The 19,859-nt window shown below is 62.7% G+C and carries 24 protein-coding genes; 14 read left to right on the top strand and 10 right to left on the bottom strand.

The features are described 5' to 3' along the window. Positions 1-48: 48 nt before the first annotated feature. On the bottom strand, positions 49-1,272 hold the full coding sequence (locus AC1C2N_RS01190; protein WP_495433066.1) for a sugar ABC transporter substrate-binding protein: 1,224 nt from the start codon (positions 1,270-1,272) through the stop codon (positions 49-51). A 273-nt stretch (positions 1,273-1,545) separates the two neighbouring features. Between AC1C2N_RS01190 and AC1C2N_RS01185 the strand changes: the two genes are divergently transcribed. From AC1C2N_RS01185 to AC1C2N_RS01175, 3 genes are all read left to right on the top strand, one after another. Further along, entirely contained in the window at positions 1,546-3,249 is a 1,704-nt protein-coding gene (locus tag AC1C2N_RS01185) for a glycoside hydrolase family 13 protein (RefSeq protein ID WP_495432541.1), read from the top strand. 98 nt (positions 3,250-3,347) lie between these two features. Beyond that, entirely contained in the window at positions 3,348-4,085 is a 738-nt protein-coding gene (locus AC1C2N_RS01180) for a VIT1/CCC1 transporter family protein (protein WP_483405208.1), read from the top strand. A gap of 117 nt (positions 4,086-4,202) precedes the next feature. Further along, positions 4,203-5,063, top strand: a complete 861-nt coding sequence (locus AC1C2N_RS01175) for an SDR family oxidoreductase (RefSeq protein ID WP_495432540.1) — start codon at positions 4,203-4,205, stop codon at positions 5,061-5,063. A 186-nt stretch (positions 5,064-5,249) separates the two neighbouring features. Here AC1C2N_RS01175 and AC1C2N_RS01170 read toward each other — a convergent pair whose 3' ends face one another. Beyond that, complete coding sequence (locus AC1C2N_RS01170; protein ID WP_483405206.1) at positions 5,250-6,587, bottom strand: APC family permease; 1,338 nt, start codon at positions 6,585-6,587, stop codon at positions 5,250-5,252. 188 nt (positions 6,588-6,775) lie between these two features. On the opposite strand from AC1C2N_RS01170, the gene rfbB reads away from it, so the two are divergent. After that, positions 6,776-7,774 (top strand): dTDP-glucose 4,6-dehydratase, encoded by a 999-nt coding sequence (gene rfbB, locus AC1C2N_RS01165; protein WP_495432538.1) that lies wholly within the window; start codon positions 6,776-6,778, stop codon positions 7,772-7,774. 57 nt (positions 7,775-7,831) lie between these two features. Here rfbB and AC1C2N_RS01160 read toward each other — a convergent pair whose 3' ends face one another. After that, positions 7,832-8,647 carry an inositol monophosphatase family protein gene (locus tag AC1C2N_RS01160; RefSeq protein ID WP_495432537.1) on the bottom strand — a complete coding sequence of 272 codons (816 nt, stop codon included), beginning with the start codon at positions 8,645-8,647 and terminating at the stop codon, positions 7,832-7,834. 112 nt (positions 8,648-8,759) lie between these two features. On the opposite strand from AC1C2N_RS01160, the gene AC1C2N_RS01155 reads away from it, so the two are divergent. Next, on the top strand, positions 8,760-9,071 hold the full coding sequence (locus AC1C2N_RS01155) for a hypothetical protein (RefSeq protein ID WP_495432536.1): 312 nt from the start codon (positions 8,760-8,762) through the stop codon (positions 9,069-9,071). A 30-nt stretch (positions 9,072-9,101) separates the two neighbouring features. Here AC1C2N_RS01155 and AC1C2N_RS01150 read toward each other — a convergent pair whose 3' ends face one another. After that, positions 9,102-9,716 (bottom strand): MarR family winged helix-turn-helix transcriptional regulator, encoded by a 615-nt coding sequence (locus AC1C2N_RS01150; protein ID WP_495432535.1) that lies wholly within the window; start codon positions 9,714-9,716, stop codon positions 9,102-9,104. A 97-nt stretch (positions 9,717-9,813) separates the two neighbouring features. On the opposite strand from AC1C2N_RS01150, the gene AC1C2N_RS01145 reads away from it, so the two are divergent. Continuing rightward, complete coding sequence (locus AC1C2N_RS01145; protein ID WP_483405201.1) at positions 9,814-10,389, top strand: NADPH-dependent FMN reductase; 576 nt, start codon at positions 9,814-9,816, stop codon at positions 10,387-10,389. A gap of 98 nt (positions 10,390-10,487) precedes the next feature. Here AC1C2N_RS01145 and AC1C2N_RS01140 read toward each other — a convergent pair whose 3' ends face one another. After that, positions 10,488-11,873 carry an AAA family ATPase gene (locus AC1C2N_RS01140; protein WP_495432534.1) on the bottom strand — a complete coding sequence of 462 codons (1,386 nt, stop codon included), beginning with the start codon at positions 11,871-11,873 and terminating at the stop codon, positions 10,488-10,490. Positions 11,874-12,182: 309 nt separating this feature from the next. On the opposite strand from AC1C2N_RS01140, the gene AC1C2N_RS01135 reads away from it, so the two are divergent. Then, the gene (locus AC1C2N_RS01135) at positions 12,183-13,601 is read left to right on the top strand and encodes a TrkH family potassium uptake protein (RefSeq protein ID WP_495432533.1); all 1,419 of its coding nucleotides are present in this window, start codon (positions 12,183-12,185) and stop codon (positions 13,599-13,601) included. 352 nt (positions 13,602-13,953) lie between these two features. Here AC1C2N_RS01135 and AC1C2N_RS01130 read toward each other — a convergent pair whose 3' ends face one another. From AC1C2N_RS01130 to AC1C2N_RS01120, 3 genes are read right to left on the bottom strand one after another with little or no spacing between them, the layout of a single operon-like run. Beyond that, on the bottom strand, positions 13,954-14,832 hold the full coding sequence (locus tag AC1C2N_RS01130; RefSeq protein WP_495432532.1) for a hypothetical protein: 879 nt from the start codon (positions 14,830-14,832) through the stop codon (positions 13,954-13,956). Between the two features lie 39 nt (positions 14,833-14,871). Then, a complete protein-coding gene (locus AC1C2N_RS01125; RefSeq protein ID WP_495432531.1) occupies positions 14,872-15,036 on the bottom strand; it encodes a hypothetical protein in 165 nt (54 codons plus the stop codon). 28 nt (positions 15,037-15,064) lie between these two features. Beyond that, positions 15,065-15,556 carry a hypothetical protein gene (locus AC1C2N_RS01120; protein WP_495432530.1) on the bottom strand — a complete coding sequence of 164 codons (492 nt, stop codon included), beginning with the start codon at positions 15,554-15,556 and terminating at the stop codon, positions 15,065-15,067. A gap of 121 nt (positions 15,557-15,677) precedes the next feature. On the opposite strand from AC1C2N_RS01120, the gene AC1C2N_RS01115 reads away from it, so the two are divergent. Together AC1C2N_RS01115 and AC1C2N_RS01110 are read left to right on the top strand one after the other, a co-directional pair. Continuing rightward, complete coding sequence (locus tag AC1C2N_RS01115; RefSeq protein WP_495432529.1) at positions 15,678-16,148, top strand: hypothetical protein; 471 nt, start codon at positions 15,678-15,680, stop codon at positions 16,146-16,148. A 3-nt stretch (positions 16,149-16,151) separates the two neighbouring features. Next, a complete protein-coding gene (locus AC1C2N_RS01110; protein ID WP_495432528.1) occupies positions 16,152-16,280 on the top strand; it encodes a zf-TFIIB domain-containing protein in 129 nt (42 codons plus the stop codon). 58 nt (positions 16,281-16,338) lie between these two features. Here AC1C2N_RS01110 and AC1C2N_RS01105 read toward each other — a convergent pair whose 3' ends face one another. After that, the gene (locus AC1C2N_RS01105; RefSeq protein WP_495432527.1) at positions 16,339-17,370 is read right to left on the bottom strand and encodes an Abi family protein; all 1,032 of its coding nucleotides are present in this window, start codon (positions 17,368-17,370) and stop codon (positions 16,339-16,341) included. 304 nt (positions 17,371-17,674) lie between these two features. Here AC1C2N_RS01105 and AC1C2N_RS01100 point away from each other — a divergent pair, with 304 nt between their 5' ends. The 3 genes from AC1C2N_RS01100 to AC1C2N_RS01090 are packed head-to-tail and all read left to right on the top strand — an operon-like array spanning position 17,675 to position 18,837. Next, positions 17,675-17,869: a DUF4177 domain-containing protein gene (locus tag AC1C2N_RS01100; protein ID WP_495432526.1), complete on the top strand. Its 195-nt coding sequence runs from the start codon at positions 17,675-17,677 to the stop codon at positions 17,867-17,869. Next, complete coding sequence (locus AC1C2N_RS01095; RefSeq protein WP_495432525.1) at positions 17,862-18,278, top strand: hypothetical protein; 417 nt, start codon at positions 17,862-17,864, stop codon at positions 18,276-18,278. Before AC1C2N_RS01100 ends, AC1C2N_RS01095 begins: the two co-directional genes overlap by 8 nt. Before the next feature lie 58 nt (positions 18,279-18,336). Beyond that, a complete protein-coding gene (locus AC1C2N_RS01090; RefSeq protein ID WP_495432524.1) occupies positions 18,337-18,837 on the top strand; it encodes a hypothetical protein in 501 nt (166 codons plus the stop codon). 25 nt (positions 18,838-18,862) lie between these two features. On the opposite strand, the gene AC1C2N_RS01085 is transcribed toward AC1C2N_RS01090, so the two are convergent. After that, positions 18,863-19,081 carry a helix-turn-helix domain-containing protein gene (locus AC1C2N_RS01085; protein WP_495432523.1) on the bottom strand — a complete coding sequence of 73 codons (219 nt, stop codon included), beginning with the start codon at positions 19,079-19,081 and terminating at the stop codon, positions 18,863-18,865. A gap of 72 nt (positions 19,082-19,153) precedes the next feature. On the opposite strand from AC1C2N_RS01085, the gene AC1C2N_RS01080 reads away from it, so the two are divergent. Both AC1C2N_RS01080 and AC1C2N_RS01075 read left to right on the top strand, forming a co-directional pair. Then, on the top strand, positions 19,154-19,267 hold the full coding sequence (locus AC1C2N_RS01080) for a zf-TFIIB domain-containing protein (protein ID WP_495432522.1): 114 nt from the start codon (positions 19,154-19,156) through the stop codon (positions 19,265-19,267). Positions 19,268-19,427: 160 nt separating this feature from the next. Then, on the top strand, positions 19,428-19,820 hold the full coding sequence (locus AC1C2N_RS01075; RefSeq protein ID WP_495432521.1) for an NINE protein: 393 nt from the start codon (positions 19,428-19,430) through the stop codon (positions 19,818-19,820). Positions 19,821-19,859 lie beyond the last annotated feature (39 nt).

Here is a 19,859-nt window from a genome sequence, read left to right as displayed (position 1 = left end):
GGATGCCGGGTGGCGAGCTATCGCCCGCCTCCCGGCATCCTGACTTCGTTATTCTGCGATCGCAGCCTGGATGTCTGCGGTCATCTTGGTCCACAGCTCGGTGGGGTCACCTTCGCCGTTGATGATGGCTGCCTGGGTGACACCCCAGAACTGCCAGACCTTACCCATCTGCGGGATGGTCGGCTGGGGGACGCCGTTGACGCCCACCGCACCGAATGCGGCGACGATGGGGTCGCTTGCCGCAGCCTCGAACGAGGCGGTGAGGGCCGGCGGACGCTGGCCCTTTTCGAAGAGAGCGGTCTGAACGTCTTCGGTGGCGATGAAGTTCGTGAGGAACTCGTTGGCCGCGAGGGTGTTCTTGCTCTTCGCAGAGACGAAGAAGGCCTGCACGCCGACGAAGGGCTGTGCGGGCTGTCCGCCTGCGGACGGGATCGGGTCAACGGCAACGTCGATGCCGGCTTCCTGAGCGCCGCCGACGTTCCACGGACCGGTGAGGAAGTACGGGCTCGCACCGGCGTTGAACTTCTCCTGCGCGATGTCGCTCGTGAGCGAGGTGCTCAGGTTGCCAGCCGCGCCCTGCTCCGCGAGCCAGGTCGCGAAGGCGGTGCCGGTACCGATCTGCAGGTCCTCCGCGTTGTAGCTGCCGTCGGGGTTGGTGCCGAAGACAGGAGCACCGAACGAGGTCTGGAACGGGTACAGGTGGTACGGGTCGCTCTCAGGTCCGACCTGCACGATGAAGGGGAACTCGGTTCCGGCTGCCTTGCCCGTTGCGACCATGTCGTCGTATGACGTCGGTGCGTTGGGTGCGAGTGCCGTGTTGCGCAGGAGCGCGAGGTTCTCGATCGCATACGGCAGGCCGTAGGTCTTGCCCTCGTAGCTCGTCGCCTGGATCGCGACGTCTTCGAACTCGGCGGCCTTGTCGCCGAGCTCGATCGGCTGAACGACACCGTTGGTGACGAAGTTGCCGAGCCAGTCGTGGGCGCCGATGGTGATGTCAGGGCCCTTGCCCGACGGGACCTGGGCGATGAACTCGTCCTGGATCTTGGTGAAGTCCTTCTGGACCAGCTTCACCTTGACGCCCGATTCCTCGGTGAAGTCTTCGGCCGCTTCCTTGAGCACCGGCGCGCGGTCCGCGTCGACCCAAACGGTCAGTGTCGATTCTGAATCGCCCTCTGCCTTGTCGCTTCCGCCGGCAGAGCAGCCCGCGAGCGACAGTGCGGCAACTGCCGCCAACGCGCCCGCCTTCAGGAACGAAGAGTTTTTCACCCTCATTGGTGTGCCTTTCATGATTACGTGTGTGAACGAGGCCTCGTTGCCCGTCATGGCCGCCGACGAAGCCGATCCAGTGTTCCGGTTCGGGACGCCATGAGCGCGAAAGGCCATTCTCTCGGTGCCGACAAGTGCTGTAAGCGTTTCCAGATATACCCGGTCGATGTGTAAAACACAAGCAACGGCGCGCCCCTTTCGGGGACAGTTACCCATTTGTCACCTCAGCCGTCCCGTAAGCGCTTACAGAGCGTGAGACGGATGCCATAGAGTAGCCGCATGAATACCCCCACCAGCCCCGAGTGGTGGCGCTCCGCCGTCATCTACCAGATCTACCCTCGTTCCTTCGCCGACGCGAACGGCGACGGCATCGGCGACCTGCCTGGAATCACCTCTCGACTCGGTTCGCTGTCTGACCTCGGCATCGACGCCATCTGGCTCTCACCCTTCATGACGAGCCCGCAGAAGGACGCCGGCTACGACGTCGCGAACTACTGCGATGTCGACCCGCTCTTTGGAACCCTCGACGACTTCGACGCGATGACCGCGAAGGCGCACGAGAACGGCATCCGCGTCATTGTCGACCTGGTCCCCAACCACTCCTCCGACGCACACGAGTGGTTCCAGGCTGCACTCGCCGCAGGCCCCGGTTCGCCAGAACGCGCGCACTACATGTTCCGTGACGGCAAGGGCGAGAACGGCGAGCTTCCCCCGAACAACTGGCAGAGCGTGTTCGGCGGACCGGCGTGGACCCGAACCACGAACCCCGACGGCACTGCCGGGCAGTGGTACCTGCACCTCTTCGACTCGAGCCAGCCTGACTTCGACTGGAACAACGAAGACGTCCGCACCATGTTCCGCGATGTCCTGCGCTTCTGGCTGGACCGCGGCGTCGATGGATTCCGCGTCGACGTTGCCCACGGCATGATCAAGGCCGACGGCCTGCCCGACTACACCCCGCCGGCCGAGGGCGGCAGCATGGGCGGTACCACCCCGCTCGGACTCGAGCCGGGTATCGACGACTTCGATGACATCGACGGCGGCGCTCCGTACTGGGGCCAGGAAGGTGTCCACGACATCTACCGCGACTGGCACCAGGTCCTCGAGGAGTACGAGGGCGACCGGGTGCTGTGCGCCGAGGCGTGGGTCGAACCGCTGGCAAAGATGGCCAAGTGGGTGCGCCCCGACGAAATGCAGCAGGCATTCAACTTCCCGTACCTCGAGACCCCGTGGGAGGCATCCGCCCTGCGCGCTGTCATCGACGAATCGCTCGAGGCGTTCAGCACCGTCGGCGCACCGAGCACCTGGGTCCTCTCCAACCACGACGTGGTTCGCCACGCATCACGGCTCGCGCTGACCGCCGAGAACCCGCAGGGCCACGGCATCGGCCCGAAGAGCCCCGGCCAGCCCGTTCGCGAGATCGGCCTCCAGCGCGCCCGAGCGGCAACGGCGCTCATGCTCGCGCTTCCCGGTGGCGCGTACATCTACCAGGGCGAGGAACTCGGCCTGCCCGAGGTCATCGACCTGCCGGATGACGCCCGCCAGGACCCGACCTGGTTCCGTACGAACGGCGAGCGGTACGGCCGTGACGGATGCCGTGTGCCGATTCCGTGGGAAGCGGACGCTCCGGCATATGGCTTCAACTCCACCGGCGACGCCTGGCTGCCGCAGCCGGCCGACTGGGCACCGTACGCCCGTGACGCCCAGGCTGGTGTTGAGGGTTCGACGCTCGAGCTGTACCGCGAGGCGCTGCGCGTCCGTCGGGAGCAGTCACTCGGCCTCGGCACCCTCGAGTGGATCGATGGCCTCGGCGACGACGTGATCGCGTTCACCAACGGCACGGTTACCGTGGTGGCAAACACCAGCACAACCGATGTCGCGCTGCCGGCGTCGCTCGCGGGAGCTGAGCTGATCCTCTCCAGCGGTGCGTTCGACGGCGAAACACTCCCGGGCGACACGACGGTCTGGCTCCGCACACCGTAGTTGCTCGTGAAGGGGCGGATCGCGATCGCGATCCGCCCCTTCTGCATCCCTGCCTTTGGACCCTCGCACCGAGACCCTGGCCGTGCTCAACTGCCTCCATGAGCGCGCTGGACAACCCCGCCGGGCCCGGTTCGCACGCGAACGAGCCCCACTCGAGCAACGGCCTCGCGAGTCGACTCAATTGGCTGCGCGCCGGCGTTCTCGGCGCCAACGACGGCATCGTCTCCACCGCGGCGCTTGTCGTCGGCGTCGCCGGTGCGACGACCGCCTACCTGCCGATCCTCTCGGCGGGCGCCGCCGGGCTCATCGGAGGCGCCATCTCGATGGCTCTCGGCGAGTACGTCTCGGTGTCGAGCCAGCGGGACAGCGAGCGCGCTCTCGTCGCGAAGGAGCGCACCGAGTTGCGTGACATGCCGGACGAGGAGCTCGAGGAACTGACGGGAATGCTCCAGCAGCGCGGCCTGCAGGAAAGCACGGCGCGCCAGGTCGCCACCGAACTCACGGAGCATGACGCTCTCGCCGCGCATCTCTCGGTCGAACTCGGAATCCGCGAGGCCGATATCGCCAACCCCTGGCACGCCGCGTTCGCGTCGGCCGTCGCCTTCACCGTCGGGGCGATCCTGCCGATGCTCGCGATTCTCCTGCCGCCCGTCGAATGGCGCATCCCCGTGACATTCGTCTCGGTGCTGATCGCCCTCGCGCTCACGGGGGCGCTGGGGGCGAAGCTGGGCGGCAGCCCACCGCTTCGCCCGACGATCCGAGTGGTCGTTGGTGGCGCACTCGCCCTCGGCGCGACGTTCGCTGTCGGTAGCCTGCTCGGTACAGCGGGAATCTAGGCGGGACTCCAGACCGGATCGATTCGACAACGGATGCCGTCAATCGGGAAGCAGATCGCCTCACCGACGGTTCCCCCTGCGAGAGAGCACGAACCAGCCGTGCCGTGAAAGGGAGACATGTCGATCGTCGTCACAGGAGCAACGGGCCAGCTCGGCCGGCTCATCATTGAACACCTGCGTGAGCCCGGCGCGCAGCCAGGCGAGATCACCGGCACCGGTCGTTCCGAGGAGAAACTCGCCGAGCTGGGGTCAGCTCTCGGCGTCAGAACTGCCGTCGTCGACTACTCGAAGCCCGCGACTCTCGATGCCGCTTTCGCCGGAGCCGACACTCTGATGTTCGTTTCCGGCAGCGAAGCCGGGCGACGGGTCGAACAGCACAGGAACGTCGTCGATGCCGCGGTTCGCGCCGGGATATCGCGCATCGTCTATACGAGCGCGCCGCACGCCGACACCTCCACTCTCGTGCTCGCCCCCGAGCACAAGGCAACCGAGGAGATGATCCGTGCCAGCGGCATCCCCTTCACCTTCCTCCGCAACAACTGGTACACCGAGAACTATGTCGGCGCCTTCTCGCAGGCGACAGCGTCAGGCACCTACCTCGCGAGCACAGGCGAAGGCCGCGTGGCGAGCGCATCGCGAACCGATTTCGCGGAGGCTGCAGCGGTCGTGCTCCTCGGGAACGGGCACGACGGTGCCGTCTACGAACTCTCGGGTGATGTCGCCTGGGACGGCAACCAGCTCGCCGCGGCCTTCAGTGAACTGGCCGGACGAGCAATCACCTTCACCCCGGTAACGCCGGAGGAGCACGCCGCCGCCCTCCGGGCTGCGGGTCTCGATGAGGGAACCATCGGTTTCATCGTCCGCCTCGACGGAGACATCCGAAACGGCGACCTCGCGGACACGTCAGGCGACCTGTCTCGCCTGATCGGACGACCGACCACGCCGCTGCTCGAAGGGTTACGGCTGGCGCTCAGCTAGACCCGCCGGCATCCGGCACCCGGCATCCGGCATCCGGCATCCGGCATCCGGCATCCGGCATCCGGCATCCGGCATCCGGGCATGAAAGTGACACTTTTTGTGGGTGAGCGCGAGCATCACCCACAAAAAGTGTCACCTTCGAGTGATCCAACGCCCAGCGGATGCCCCGGCGGAGGATTCCGTCGGCTACTGGTTCGCGCGCTTCTTTCGCACAGCGCCCGCGACGAAGTGCAGCACGACGCCGGCAGCGAGAAGCAGCAGCCCAAACAGCCACACCTGACCGCTCTGCTGGGTGAGCAGGAGGACGCAGGAGAGAACGCCGAGGACGGGCACGAAGGTCCAGACCTTGAAGTGCTTGTGCTCGACCTTGTCGCGGCGGAGCACGAGAACCGCGACGTTCGTGGAGATGAACACGAAGAGCAGCAGCAGAACGACCGTCTCGGCGAGGGTCGACACGTCACCGACGAGGGTGAGCGCCATCGCAACCAGGGTCGTCGCCACGATCGCGGCCCACGGTGTCTTTCGCTTCGGCAGTACCTTGCCGAGGACGCTCGGCAGAAGTCCGTGTTCCGCCATGCCGTAGGTGAGGCGGCTCGACATGATCATCGTGAGCAGCGCACCGTTGGCGACGGCGACGAGGGCGATGAGGCTGAAGATCCACTCGGGGATTCCGACACCGCTTGCAGCGACAACCGCGAGCAGCGGGCCGGACGAGTCAGCGAGTTCGCTCGCCGGCAGCGCGATCGAGCTGGCGAGTCCGACGAGGATGTACACGACGCCGGCTGTGGCGAGCGACCCGAACAGCGCGAGCGGGTAGACCTTGCTCGGGTTCTTGATCTCCTCGGCGACGTTGGCGCTCGTTTCGAACCCGACGAACGAGTAGTAGGCGATGATCGCGGCGCTCAGGGTCGCGACCGCTGGCACCGAGCCAGCGGGGAACTCACCGATGCGCGACACGTCGCCACCGCCGTTCGCGAGCATGATGGCGACCACAACGACGACGATGACGAGACCGCTCAACTCGATGATCGTCATGACGAAGTTGCTTCCCATCGACTCACGGATGCCGCGCGCGTTGAGGCATCCGACGAGCGCGAGGAAAACAATGGCTGCGGGAATCGGCGGCACGTCGAGGAAGGTGCCGAGGTATTCTCCGGCGAAGGCGAGTGACAGTCCTGCGGCGCTGACCACGCCGGCTGCCAGCATGCTGAAACCGACGAGGAACGAGATGATCGGCTTCTTGAACGCCCGCTCGGCGAACACCGCGGCGCCGCCGGCCTTCGGGTACTTGGTGACCAGTTCCGCGTACGAGCCGGCGGTGAGCAGAGCGAGCAGCAGAGCGAGAATGAGCGGTGCCCACAGCGCCCCGCCGACCTCGGCCGACAGCACACCCATGAGAGCGTAAATCCCTGCGCCGAGCACATCGCCAAGGACGAACAGGAAGAGAAGAGGACCTGTGATGCTCCGCTTGAGTTTTGACGCGGGGGCGGTGTCCGCCTGACCCGCCGGTGTAATAGAGGTCATGAGCGTCTTTCTCGATGAATGCGATAGCCACTGTCGGCTCGTGGGTCGCTTGCGTCTGCAAGGGTAAGAGAGCGGATGCCGTCTGCCGAAATTTGCGGCGGGGCTTGCGCGCTGATAAATATCGTGCCATCGCAGTCTGAGAGTCTTCGAAAAGCGCCTCACAGCATCCGTCTGGGTAAACTGGCCGGGTGTCCAGACTTCTCGTAACCGGCGGCGCCGGATTCATCGGCTCGAATTTCGTCCACTATGTTCTCGCGAACACCGATCACACGGTGACGGTGCTCGACAAGCTCACCTACGCCGGGAACCTTGCTTCGCTCGCGGGACTGCCCGAGGATCGCTTCACCTTCGTGAAGGGTGACATCCAGGATGCAGCCCTTGTCGACTCGCTCGTGGCAGACACCGACGCGGTCGTGCACTACGCGGCAGAGAGCCACAACGACAACTCACTCAACGACCCGCGGCCGTTCCTCGACACCAACATCATCGGGACATACACGCTGCTCGAGGCCGCCCGGAAGCACGACAAGCGTTTTCACCACATCTCGACTGACGAGGTCTACGGCGACCTCGAACTCGATGACCCGAACCGGTTCACCGAGAGCACCCCGTACAACCCGTCCAGCCCGTACTCGTCGACCAAGGCGGGCAGCGACCTGCTCGTTCGCGCCTGGGTCCGCTCGTTCGGCGTGAAGGCGACGATCTCGAACTGCTCCAATAACTACGGGCCGTACCAGCACGTCGAGAAGTTCATCCCGCGCCAGATCACCAACGTGCTCCGCGGCGAGCGCCCCAAGCTCTACGGCTCCGGCGAAAACGTGCGCGACTGGATCCACGCCAACGACCACTCGTCCGCGGTGCTCACGATCCTCGACAAGGGTGAGATCGGTGAGACCTACCTCATCGGCGCCGACGGCGAGAAGAACAACAAAGAGGTCGTCGAACTCATCCTCACCCAGCTCGGCCAGCCCGCTGACGCGTACGACCACGTCGTCGACCGTGCCGGCCACGACCTTCGCTACGCAATCGACTCGACCCGTCTGCGCACCGAGCTCGGCTGGGCTCCGCAGTTCTCCGACTTCGAGGCCGGTCTTCGCGACACCATCGAGTGGTACCGCGACAACGAGGCATGGTGGGCGCCGCAGAAGGACGCCACCGAGGCTCGTTACAAGGAGCAGGGCCAGTAACCCTCACGCGCGAGAAGCCGGGCCCGCGGGCCCGGCTTCTGTTGTTAAGCAGACCGGTCAGCCGAGAACGGATGCCTCCGCGCCCGCTTCGATCAGCATCTCGTGGAGCGCGTCGAAGAGAACGGGATCGGCGGCGAGGGTGAAGTCGCGGCTCGCCGCTGCGCCGTGCAGGCCGCCGACGCGGGCGCCGGCTTCCTCGGCGATGAGCGCGCCGGCAGCGTGGTCCCACGGGTTGAGTCCGCGCTCGTAGTACGCGTCCAGTCGGCCGCACGCGACGGAGCACAGGTCGAGCGCCGCCGAGCCCATGCGGCGGATGTCGCGGACCTGGCCGACCAGCTGCTGCACGATTCCTGCCTGCCAGATGCGGCGCTCAGCGGTATAGCTGAAACCCGTTCCGACCATCGCAAGCGACGGAGTGACATCCGTGTTCGCCCGAATCATTGCGCCGTTGAGGGTTGCGCCGGCGCCGCGCGAGGCGCTGAACGTCTCCCCCGCCGCCGGGTTCACCACGGTTCCGGCGAGCCCGATCCACGAGTGCGGGTCAGGGTCGCCCTCGACGACGGCGATGCTGACCGCGTAGTTCGGGATGTCGTAGAGGTAGTTGACGGTGCCGTCGATCGGGTCGACGACCCAGGTGACTCCGGTCGAACTGCCCGTTGCCGTCGACTCCTCACCGTAGAAACCATCGCCGGGGCGCGCATCGGCGATCAGCGAACGGATGAGGTCCTCCGACTCCCGGTCGGCGAGGGTAACGACATCTTCGGCCGACGATTTGGAGGCGGCGACGGTGACGCCCTCGCGACGGCGACGGTGGATGAGTTCACCGGCCTGGAGTGCGATTTCGGTGGCAAGGTTCTGCAGCTCAACGCTCATCGGGGAGTCCTCTCGGTTCCCTCTCAACGCTAACCCAGAAGCCAGCCGGGCAATGTCCCCGAATCGGTGTCCTGAGTTTGATTGTCAGGAGTTTCGAACGTATATTCGACTTATGCCGGATCTGTCGAACTTCACGAAAGCCATCGAGTGGGAGGTGACCCACGGTGCATCGCAGACTCCGATCGCAGTGATCCGGAAACTGAAGCTCGGCCCTGGACACGTACTGTACTTCCGGGCGGTGACATGGCACGCCGACCCGGGTCGGCGTGAACTGATCGGGTACTGGGGGTCGCTCGCCGAGGCCACCCAGAACGTCTACGGGCTGTACGAACGCAAGCTGCCATCCCAGCTCCTCGCGTCGAGCGGAAGCACGTGGAGAGAACCCCTTCCGCTGACCAGGCCCAAGGCGCCGCCAACGGGCTGAACCCGGCGGTTCGAGACCGCGGGACGACGGTCAGGTCGCGGGGTGCGCCTCGGGGGCGTCGACCTCAGGCTCGACAGCGCCCGCGGTATCGCACGCTGCGGATGGCGCGGTCAAACCCGGGCCGGATGTGGCGTCGGGAGGGCAGTCGACCCCCGCCTTCTTTCGCCCCCACAGGCCTTCGGTAGTGATCTGCGCCCGGATGCGCGTCAGCATCGATTCGAGCTGGTCCTGTTCTTCGGGGGTCAATGGATCGAAAACCGATTCACGCACGAAAGTCACATGACCCGGTGCCGCGGCGCGAATTTCGTCCCATCCCGCATCGGTGAGTGCGATGTCCTGGCCTCGACCGTCAGCATCCGAATGAGCTCGGGCGACGGTTCCCTTGACCTCCATGCGCTTGACCAGGTGGGAAAGCCGACTTCGGTCCCAGCCCAGGCCGGCGGCAAGGTCGCCGGACCGCTTTCGCGCGCCGGGGCATTCGGAGAGAGCCGCAAGCACCGAGTACTCCACAACGGACAGCGCTGAATCCCGCTGGAGCTGGCGATCAATCGCGGTGGGAAACTCCCAAATGAACTCGCGGAGGGTCAGCCAGACGGCCTTTTCCCTGTCGTCCAACCAGCGTGGCTGAGACTCTTCTGCACTCATCGAAAGATTCACCTCCATTTAGTTGACATGACAATCAATGACACCCAGACTGTTACCGTCAGACTAATTGACACATCAACTATTTGGAAGGTCGCCAATGACTAAGATCGCTATTGTCACCGGAAGCACCCGCCCGGGACGCATCAACCTCGGCGTTGCCGAATGGGTTCTCGCGCAGGCGCAGCAGCGCACGGACGCTGAGTTCGAGCTCGTTGACATTGCGGCTTACAACCTGCCGGTCCTCGATGAGGGATACCCCGCCGCGTACCAGAACTACGCGAACGACCACACCAAGGCATGGTCCCAGAAGATCGCCGAGTTCGATGGATACATCTTCATCACCGGCGAGTACAACCACTCCGTTACCCCGGCCCTCGCCAACGCGCTCTCCTACCTGAACGCCGAGTTCAACAACAAGGCAGCCGGCATGGTCGGATACGGATCAGCTTCGGGCGTTCGTGCGGTCGAGCACCTCCGCGGAATCCTCTCGGAGCTCCAGCTCGCCCACGTTCAGAAGACCGGCATGTTCAGCCTCTTCACCGACTTCGAGAACTTCAGCACCTTCGCACCGACCGAGCTCTCGGCCGCGACCGTTGCGCCGATGCTCGACCAGCTCGTCGTGTGGGCCAAGGCCATGGAGACCGTCCGCGACGCAGCGCTCGTCGCCGCGTAAGTCTTCTCCACCTTCGTTCAGGGTGCCTCGCCGTCGGCGGGGCACCCTGTTCTCGTTCACGGTCATCCCCTGCCCCGTCAGCACGCCCGGTTCCGATGTCAGGCCAGGGGAACCCACGCTGACTCTGGCGTCGCTTGATCACCGCGATCGTCGAATTCTTCCGAATCGTCTGAAGCACCGAGTAACCGGCGCGTGAGCTCATCGCGGGCTGAGAGCAGGCGGTCCATCGCAGCCGCCAGATCGTCATCGGTCGGCTGACGATCCTCCTCAGCAGCCAGCAACATGGTGCGGCGCATGACCTCTTTCGCAAAGGCACCTGTTGCGCCCTCAGCGCGACCGGCTGCACGCTCGATCGCTTCGGTCGAAAGCGTCATTTGGTCGGCGTAAAGAGTGAACAGCCGGGTTCGTGCATCGGCATCCGGTCGTGGAATCTCGACAGCAAGGTCGATTCTGCCGGGACGGTCGACGAGCGCGTTCTCAAGAACTTCAACGCGGTTGGTGGTGAGCACGAATGCGACGTCCGCGTCGCCATCAAGACCGTCGAGGGCGTCAAGCATGGCGAACAACAGCGGTTGGGGTCCCATCGAGAAACTCCGATCGGTCGCCACCAGGTCGACGTCCTCAAGCACGACAATGGCGGGCTGCATGGCGCGCGCCAGTTCAGCGGCCTGCGTGACGAACTGGATGCTGGCACCGTCGAGGACGACAGCGGTGATGTCGGGGGTCTCGCTCAGCAAGTGCCGTATCGTCAGGGTCTTGCCTGATCCGGGCGGGCCGTACAGCAAAACGCCTCGTTTAAGGTGGCGGCCTGAAGCCCTCAGAACATCCCGGTGCGTGCCAATGGTGATCACCTGTCTGGTGAGGTCATCGAGAACCCCGTCCGGGAGGATCACCTGGTCGCGGGCCACCGTCGGCCGCTCCAGGAAGTCGATGCCCGCCGCACTCGGACCGTACTCGTTGCCGCTGAATGAGAGCACCTGCCCGCGAAGCACACTGCGCTCGAGCATCAAGCGACGCAACTCCACCAGAAGCGCCGTGGAGCCGGCCTCGTCGGCCGCGAGGATCTCGAGCCGCGCGCTGGCCCGGCCGTATTCGGGGCGGGCACCCCGCTGCAGGACGGCTATCCGGCGCCCGTGCACGGTCAGCAGACGCAGTCCGAACGCAACCACTCGCCGTTCGCCCGTAGGCCCGATGGGTGAGGACACGTAGTCGACCGGCCCCGGCGCGAAACGAACGAACGGGCTGCTCAACAACTCCTGAAACGAGTTGGACTCGCGCTGCTGGCCGCCGGTAATCCCGATCACCGAACCCGGCGCGGTGAGTTCATCGAGTGCGATGTCGGCATCAACGAGCCGGTGCATCGGCAGCTCTTCGGTCACCATCGGAAGTAGCGCGACCTCGGATTGCAGGAACTCCTGCACGACCTCACCAAGAGGAGTGATGGCATCCACCGCGGGACGGGGAGCAAGAAGGACGTCATCCATGAACCGACGGAAGGTCTCGATGAAAGCTTGCTGTTGTTCGTCCACATGTCCTCGCATCGTCGATGGTGCCGGTCAGACGTCAGGCTATCGTCTGGGCCAGACGTAGGACAGGAAATCCTGGTTCGGACGACCTCGGTAGTCGCGGGGACCTGCGGCCTTGGCGCCAACCGTGCGGTGGGGCTGCCGGAGGCCCTTCGACTCCCCTGGCCTTCGTGTATAGACTGATGCGCTGCCTGGCAGCAGTCCGGTTGGCCTTTGATGGCTGATCGTTCTGACAGCGGTAATCCGTGGACCACGGAGGGCGACCCAATGACAGATCTTGCTCGCGTGACAGATCTCGCTCGCGGTCCCTCTCGCTCGCTCCCTCGCGGCATGTGGCGCCACCCACGGGTACTCATCGACCAGATCGCGAGGAGTTCACCCGCGCGCGTAGCTCTGATCGTGTTCGCGCTGGTAACGCTCGTCTTCACGCTGTTGCTCAGCCTTCCGATTGCGGCGAGAGACGGCCGAGCGACGGCACTCGACGATTCATTCTTTACTGCTGTTTCGGCGGTAACAGTGACGGGGCTGGTCACCGTGAACACGGCAGAGCACTGGTCGTTCTTCGGCCAGGTCGTGATTCTTCTCGGGATCCAGATCGGTGGCTTGGGCATCGTCACTATCGCATCTCTCCTCGCCCGCGCGGTGACCCGCCAGCTCGGCGTGCGAAACAAACTTCTCGCGCAGCAGGGCATCAGTACCGGCAAGCTCGGCGAAGTGGGGAGCCTGCTCCGAATCGTGGTTCTCACCACGCTCTCCATCGAACTCGCGCTGGCTGCATTCCTCGTTCCCAGCTTCATCGTCGCTGACCGGTCGTGGCTGCAGGGGCTGTGGCACGGCATCTTCTATGCCGTGTCTTCGTTCAACAACGCTGGATTCGTGTCACACCCGGACGGCCTCGTCGGTTTCGTCGGAAACGGCTGGATCCTCGTGCCGATCATGGTTGGGGTGTTCATTGGGAGCCTCGGCTTCCCGGTATTCATGGTGCTGATGTCTGCGAAGTTCGAGGTTCGGAAGTGGAGCGTCCACGCGAAACTCACCCTTCTGGTGACGACAGTTCTTCTGGTCATTGGCGGCGTTCTCTGGGCCGCATTGGAATGGTCGAACAGCTCCACAATCGGGAACATGCCTCTCGGCGAGAAGCTGTTCAACGCCCTGTTCGCCTCAACGATGATGCGGTCCGGCGGCTTCAGCCTTGTGGATCCCAGTTCGTCTGAACCGATCACCCTGCTCGCAACCGACGCCCTGATGTTCGCCGGTGGTGGGTCCGCTTCGACCGCCGGTGGCATCAAGGTCACCACTGTTGCCGTGCTGTTCCTCGCGATCATCGCTGAAGCCCGAGGCGATACCGACGTACGCGTGTTTGGCCGAACCATCCCGCAAGGAGCCCTCCGCGTCGCCATCAGTGTGCTGTTCCTCGCCGCAACCCTGATTCTGGTTGCGACCGGTCTCATCATGGCGGTGACCAGAGAACCACTGGATCGCATCCTCTTCGAGGTCATTTCTGCATTCGCGACCTGCGGCCTCAGCGTTGGATTGAGCGAAGAGTTGCCGCCGAGCGGAAAGTACATCCTGGCGCTCTTGATGTTCGCCGGACGGGTCGGCCCCATCAGTCTCGCGGCGGCACTCGCGGTCCGGCAACGTCGCCAGCTTTACCGGTACCCCAACGAAAGCCCCATCCTGGGCTGACCGTGACCACGGCGTTCAAGCACCTCCTCAACGAAACCAACCCCGGCCATGAGCACAACGGCGCCGAACGTGAAGAATCGGCTTGCTGTCCTGCAGTTTGCGCATGGGGCCAGCGATGGCCCAACAAAAAAGCCCCCGGAAACCGGGGGCAATCTGTGTTACTCGAGGTTTCGGACGACTTATCCGAAAGCTCGAGAGAACGTAGTGTGGCGAGTGAGGGATTCGAACCCGCTTTGTGCCCGCGGAATCACGCCAGCAAATTCACAGAGGCCCGGAATCTCAGGGGTTTTGAATCACGTCGGTCCGTTTCAATTCAGTGAGATGCCGAGAACTTGTGGGGGGTTTGTGGGGGTTAGGGTACCTCAGCCCGCTCCGGATCATGGACGGTGATCTTGGTGTCAGGCGGTGATGCAGCAGCAATCGCCTCAATCTCATCCGCAAGCTTGTTAGCTGACTTCGTGCGCCGATCTCGAAGCAGCGGCACGGCACGGCGCGCTAGGCGTGCCAACTGATCAAACTTCTGTACGAGCGCTTCATGCTCCGCGTAACGGAGCTGTTCATCCGCCCCCACCCAAGTTTCGATGATCCGGGCACGTGCGAAAGATGAATCATATTTCTCTTCCGTTTCTGCCCTAACTTCTTCTTCCTTCAGCCATGGAGCGTGATCCAATACCTTCTCCACGCGTTCATCTACCCAGTGGTTGATCAGCGTGCGCTCCTTAACCGCCAATCGGATAGCTCGACCAGGTGATTTTCGAATGAGCTCCTGCGCGATGCGACGGGTCAGTAACCAGCGCACACGGAGGACACCTTCATCGAGCATGGCACCTGGGCTCTGAGAAATCTCTTCCTTGCTCCACCCAAGCATTTCGGCCAACCGGTCCACGTCACTAATCTCGCCGATACCCATGGCACCGTTGTAGTAAAGCTCGATCACGTCCGGCGCTAAATCCCAGAACACGTCCTGAACGACATCTCGCTCGTTGGCATCTGGTCGGCCGTCCGCCTCTAAATCTACCCATCGGGCTTCGTACTCAAGCAGGTTGTCGCGCTGTGCCCAGGGGCACTTCAATCTGCCGGCTGGCACCCATTTCGTATCCCCTCCGAACCGGTCATCCATGAACTCGACCCGAGCCCGTGGCGGGTACGTCAGCCGAAGCTTCTGTATCTCAACTTCGAGCAACGGTGCACCCTGCTTTTCGCGGTACGCCCACACTTGACCAATCTCCATGGAGCCATTCAATTACTTGAATTGGCCGTTGGTCTAGGTCTACGCGCGTCTGCGTCGTCGCTTCGGGGTCGGCGAAACGAGGCCCCACACGGCGAGGGCGGCGATAATGACAAAAGGCCAGGGCTGAGCCTCAAATGCAGAGACGAAGATCCCGGCAGCAGCAGGGATCGCATCGATAAGTAGCTGAATGTAGTTGATTTCCATGGCCGGAGGCTATCGAAGGCCGCCGACATTACTCGTGGAGCAGAAACCCTTGGCTCTCTGCCCGACGCAGCCAAGCGCGTGCGCCGTCGAGAGGCTGCATCACCGTAAGCCCGCTGACGAGGTTCTCGTAGCTTTCGATCATCGCTTGTCGTGGGGGCTTGCCGAGAGCTTCCACGACGGTACTCGTTGGGGCCCATGTTCGATCATTTGACCAATTGATCGGATAGGTAATCGGCCATTCGAGTCCGCCAGAGTGAGTGGCGCAAACGACGGCACCATGGGTGGCCGCGTTACGAGCCATACGTAACCCGAGGAGCACCGAGCCATCAGGGTCGCTGTTCCGCGCGTTGGTATACCCCGGAAGCTGCTCGAGCATCTCGTCCAGACAGCAGGCCCAAAATGATGCCTGCACCGCAAGGATGTGCGGGTGCGCCTTTGCGTCTTCACGTAATGTCTCGACGGCGAGATGGAAGGCAACGTTCGCGAACCGGGCAGCAAGAGATGTGTGTTGGCTTTCCACGCGACCAACCTACCTGAGGCACCGGGTCGGCATGTGCGGAGGATACGGACGGGCTAGCGCCCGACTGGCTGGTGCGGCATCATGTGTTCACCCAGACGCGGAGGGGCGCTTCACTGAAGGGATGCAGAATGTGGACGACATGATTATTGGGGTCCTCACCGTCGCTGTTGCCGTCATCACGGCTGTCGTGACACTCATCACAGCGATTAAGGACCGCTCGGGCGTACATCAGCTGGAAAAGCTCGGGGCAGTCATCAACACGATGAAGCACACGTCCCCCCAGCGAAAGATGCTCGAGAGCATACGTGACGAGGCTGCTACCGAATGGGGCATCAAAGCCCTCGGGAGGCGAGAAAAGAAGAAGCTGCGTTGGACCCTTTACGCGCTTGGGTTCCTCTACCTCGCCATTTTGGCCTGGAACCTGGGCTATGGCATGGGGTGGGATTGGATTTCCTATCCACCCCCTTGGGCTGGGTGGGCGATGTGGGGCTCTTATGGCGCTTGGGTCTTGCTCTATCTCCATCGACGGGAGCGGCTGCACGAATGGGAACGCACGGAACGCGCATCACGAAACCTCCCAGTGAAGGCCTAAGCGATGAGCGACGACTCAGGGTCATATGACACACCCAACTGCCCACAGTGCTTAGTGAGGATGGAAGCAGTCGAGCATGGCGACACGGCGGTATGGGAATGCCCCCATTGCAGTTTGGTGAAACCTAGCTGAGCTTTCAAGCGCCGCGCAATCGCCGGTGGCAGGGAAATTCCGCGACATTCATAGGACCTTATCTGAGTGGAGTAGGCAGTGACCGGCTTGTTGCGGGAGGTGCGCACCAGAGGTCAAGAGCCGTCCATCCGACCGGAAATCCCATATCACCCTCAAGGCTGACGCCACTGATGTTGGGGAATTTCTTCGCTTGGGTCGCGAACGTTCGATGCCAGTTCGACGTGTCATCGTAACTTCGAAGCGCGTATGCGAGAACGGCCGCCCAAACGTAGAGCTTCTTACGGTGCGGGCTATGCGCCAGATGGTGTAGATCCGGTTCAACCACCGCGGCGTTGATGGGCCCTAGAGCTCGGGACTGTTGCCTATTCCACAGGCGGTTATGATGCGCACAGTGGTTGCGAATGATCCCGAGGCCTACGAGCCACTTGTGGAATACAACTCCGTTCGAGACACCGAATCGGTTCGCGATCGTGTTCTGATCGTATTTGTTAAGCAGGCCATACAGGCGAGTCAAGCCTCCGAAGTCGAAGGTTTCGACCGCGATCCAGATGGGCACTTCGCTAGAGTATTTCGCCGCCACGTGTTGTATAAAGTCTTCCGAGCGGGCACGCTCAATGAGCCTGTCGTATTGGGCGACCCAAAAGTCAAACATGTCGGCGTGCTGACCTGTGCCGCTCGATGGCGGCAACTCTGCACAGGCCTTTGGGTCGAGGGCGTTCCTTCGAGTTTGACCGAACTTATCGCGTTTGCCGAGTACGTGCGCGATCTGGAAGCGCATGGCGAGCTCCAAGGCAGCTATGCCATCGAAGGTCTTATCACGGAGCCCGTGATCGAACCGAGCCAATGCAACCGCATCCTTCAATTTCGCGCCGGGGACATAGTCGTCCGCGCGGAACTGAAATGCCGTATCGCGTTGTTCGCCTGGGGCAAGCAGCCGCCGAAACGGATACGTGTACGCCCCTAAGCGGTAATAGCCATAGTCGTGGAGGGCTTCCAGTGCTTCTGCGTCGGGCGAACAGTCGAGCCCCTTGCCCCGTAAGTGAGAGAGTTGATCACTAAGGCAGAGATAACTCTTGGTGTACGGCTGCATGGCTTGAATCTAGCCCAAAAGAAAACCGGCCCGTAGCAGTTCGAAGACTACAAGAGGGGCCGGTGTTTATGTGATTAGCCTACCAGAACCGTCGCACATTGGTCGCACATTGGCGCACGAATCGGCCGAGCTCCTATTGAATGCGGTCGGCGGCGCTAAATCTCGTGCGTAACGTGTGCCCCGAATGCCGGACGGGAGACCTACGCGCATAAGGGAACGACGAAAAGGAAGATTCTGCCCGCTCAGCAAGAGTCACCCGGAGTAGGCATACTCTGCACCCCTATCCGCACGATACGCTCACCCCATGACGGCAGCATTTGAGTACATCTACGCGACCCTCCCAGTTGGGCCCGTGCCGAAAACGGTTGGGTTCGACGCGGTTGTGTCAATGGAACTCAACGAGTACGCGGCCCAGGGTTGGCGAGTCGTAACCACCACCCGCACTGGCAGCGGCTACACGCCGCTGAACGTCGTACTCGAGCGCCCTGTGAATGTCTGAACCAGTCAAGGGTTCAACTGAGTGGATCAAAGCCGAGCAGGCAAAAGTCGGCAAGCCGCTTAGTCCCGGCAAGAGCTGCCTCGGGTGCTTCGGTTTGCTCGTCGTCGTGGCCCTCATCTTTGGCGGCTGTGCGGCCCTTGCTGGGTCCACGGATGATGCGCCGAACTCGAACAACAATCAGTACGAGGCAATCGCCCAGTGTGAAACCCGCATAGAGAAGTTGCTAAAGTCCCCGGCTACTGCCGAGTTCGACAGCAGGGCCGACGGCTCGGGCACATGGACAGTGACGGGGACTGTTGACTCCGAGAACGGTTTCGGTGCGCAGGTCCGAAGCGAATTCGAGTGCACTGTTGTGATGAATAGCGACTCGACAGCAACGACCACGGTCAACTTTCTGACACAGCGTTGACAGTCACATTTCGAATCTAGCCAGCACCGACAGCTCCGAAATCGAACGGTAGGAACCGATGAGCGAAATGATCCCCTTTTGGTCAGCCGTTGTCGTCGCGATCTTGACTGTGGTCGTGGGACCGCTATTGAGAGGGGATCTCGGAAGTGGTTTAGCGCGACGTACCTTGCATCATGCAGAGCTGCGCTCCAAGCTGAGCGACCAATCGGTGTCAGCAAGACACATTGATCTGTTGCTAGAAGCCGAGACTAAGGCATTGAGCAATCGCGAAATCAGTCGGATCGGCCGCAAGCTGAACGGCTCAAACGTCGCTGCGTTGATCTTCGTTTCCCTTGGAGGCGGGGCCATCGTCTACGCACTCGCATCCTGGGCTCTGGGAACAACAGCCCCTTTGTTCGCCGCCATATTGTGGGCCCTTACGATACTGGTCGGCCTGTTCTTCGTCCTCTTGGCGACGGCAGGCTTGGGAACCTTGTACGCGCCGGCAAAGGATCGAGAGACCCGCGAACGCGAGAAGTCCGAGCGCAGGATTGTGAATCGAGGAAAGACATTGAGATAGTTGGCGGGCTTCTCGCGGACTCCGCTCACCGCGCGTATGGCAGGCTCTCGATCCACGCCAGCAACTCGGTTGTCGGCAGAATCCGTTTGCCGTCCACCCATCGAGGGTTGATATCCCCGCGAGCAATGACACGCTCAAGCAGGGCTGGTGAGATTCCCACCGCTTCAGCAGCACCTTTGACGGAGTACGCGAGGGGCTGAGGCTGAGGACGAATGTCTCTCGGTTCTTCGTTTTCGCTGATCATGGGCAGGACCCTACACGGCGCTGTTTTTCCCGCGCCATGGGTTTCCTGTAGCGCTCGAGATACCCTCACTCCATGAGCGACTTGGAAACGCCCAACTGCCCGAAGTGTCTGGTGCGGATGGAAGCCGTCAAGAGCGGCGATGCTGCCGTGTGGGAATGCCCCGAATGCGGGCTCGTAAAGCTGTGAGCAGCTAATACGCCCCGCTCTGGGGTGTTCAGGCGTGTCCGTGCTAGGTCACGGGTTCCGTAGGATCGCAGCATGTCCGTGCTCCCTAGCCCCGCGTGCGCCCTCCGTTGGGTATGGGTCGCGCGCATTCCCGCACTTCTAACGCTGGGGCTAGAGCACGATGAGTGAAATGCTGCCAAAGGTATCCCCAGGTTGGTACACCGATCCCACCGGAATGCTGCGATGGTGGGACGGGACCGCATGGGGGCCTTACGCGCCTCGAGCCGGCACCCTCAGCCAACCGGCAAGACTCGGTCAGAAAGATGTCGGAACGGCATATCTGCTCCTGTTACTGCTCGGTGGATTCGGCGCCCATCACTTCTACTTGGGTAACACAAGCCTAGGCATTTGGTTCCTGGTGCTGTGGTGGGGAGGTTGGGCGACCACTTTCATCGGCGTGGGTTTTGTGCTTCTCATAGCAGCCTCGATATGGCTTATTTTTGATCTCTTCAACCTGCCCGGCGAAGTTCGAGCCGAGAACGAACGGATCTTCCGTTCGGCGGGTACCTACTAACGGCTGTGGCTAGCCAATAACGCAAGATAGCCCCCAGCA

The sequence above is a fragment of the Mycetocola sp. Y791 genome (assembly GCF_059445325.1).
Note: the sequence above shows the minus strand (reverse complement) of the source record. Positions and strands in the feature narration are given on the sequence as shown.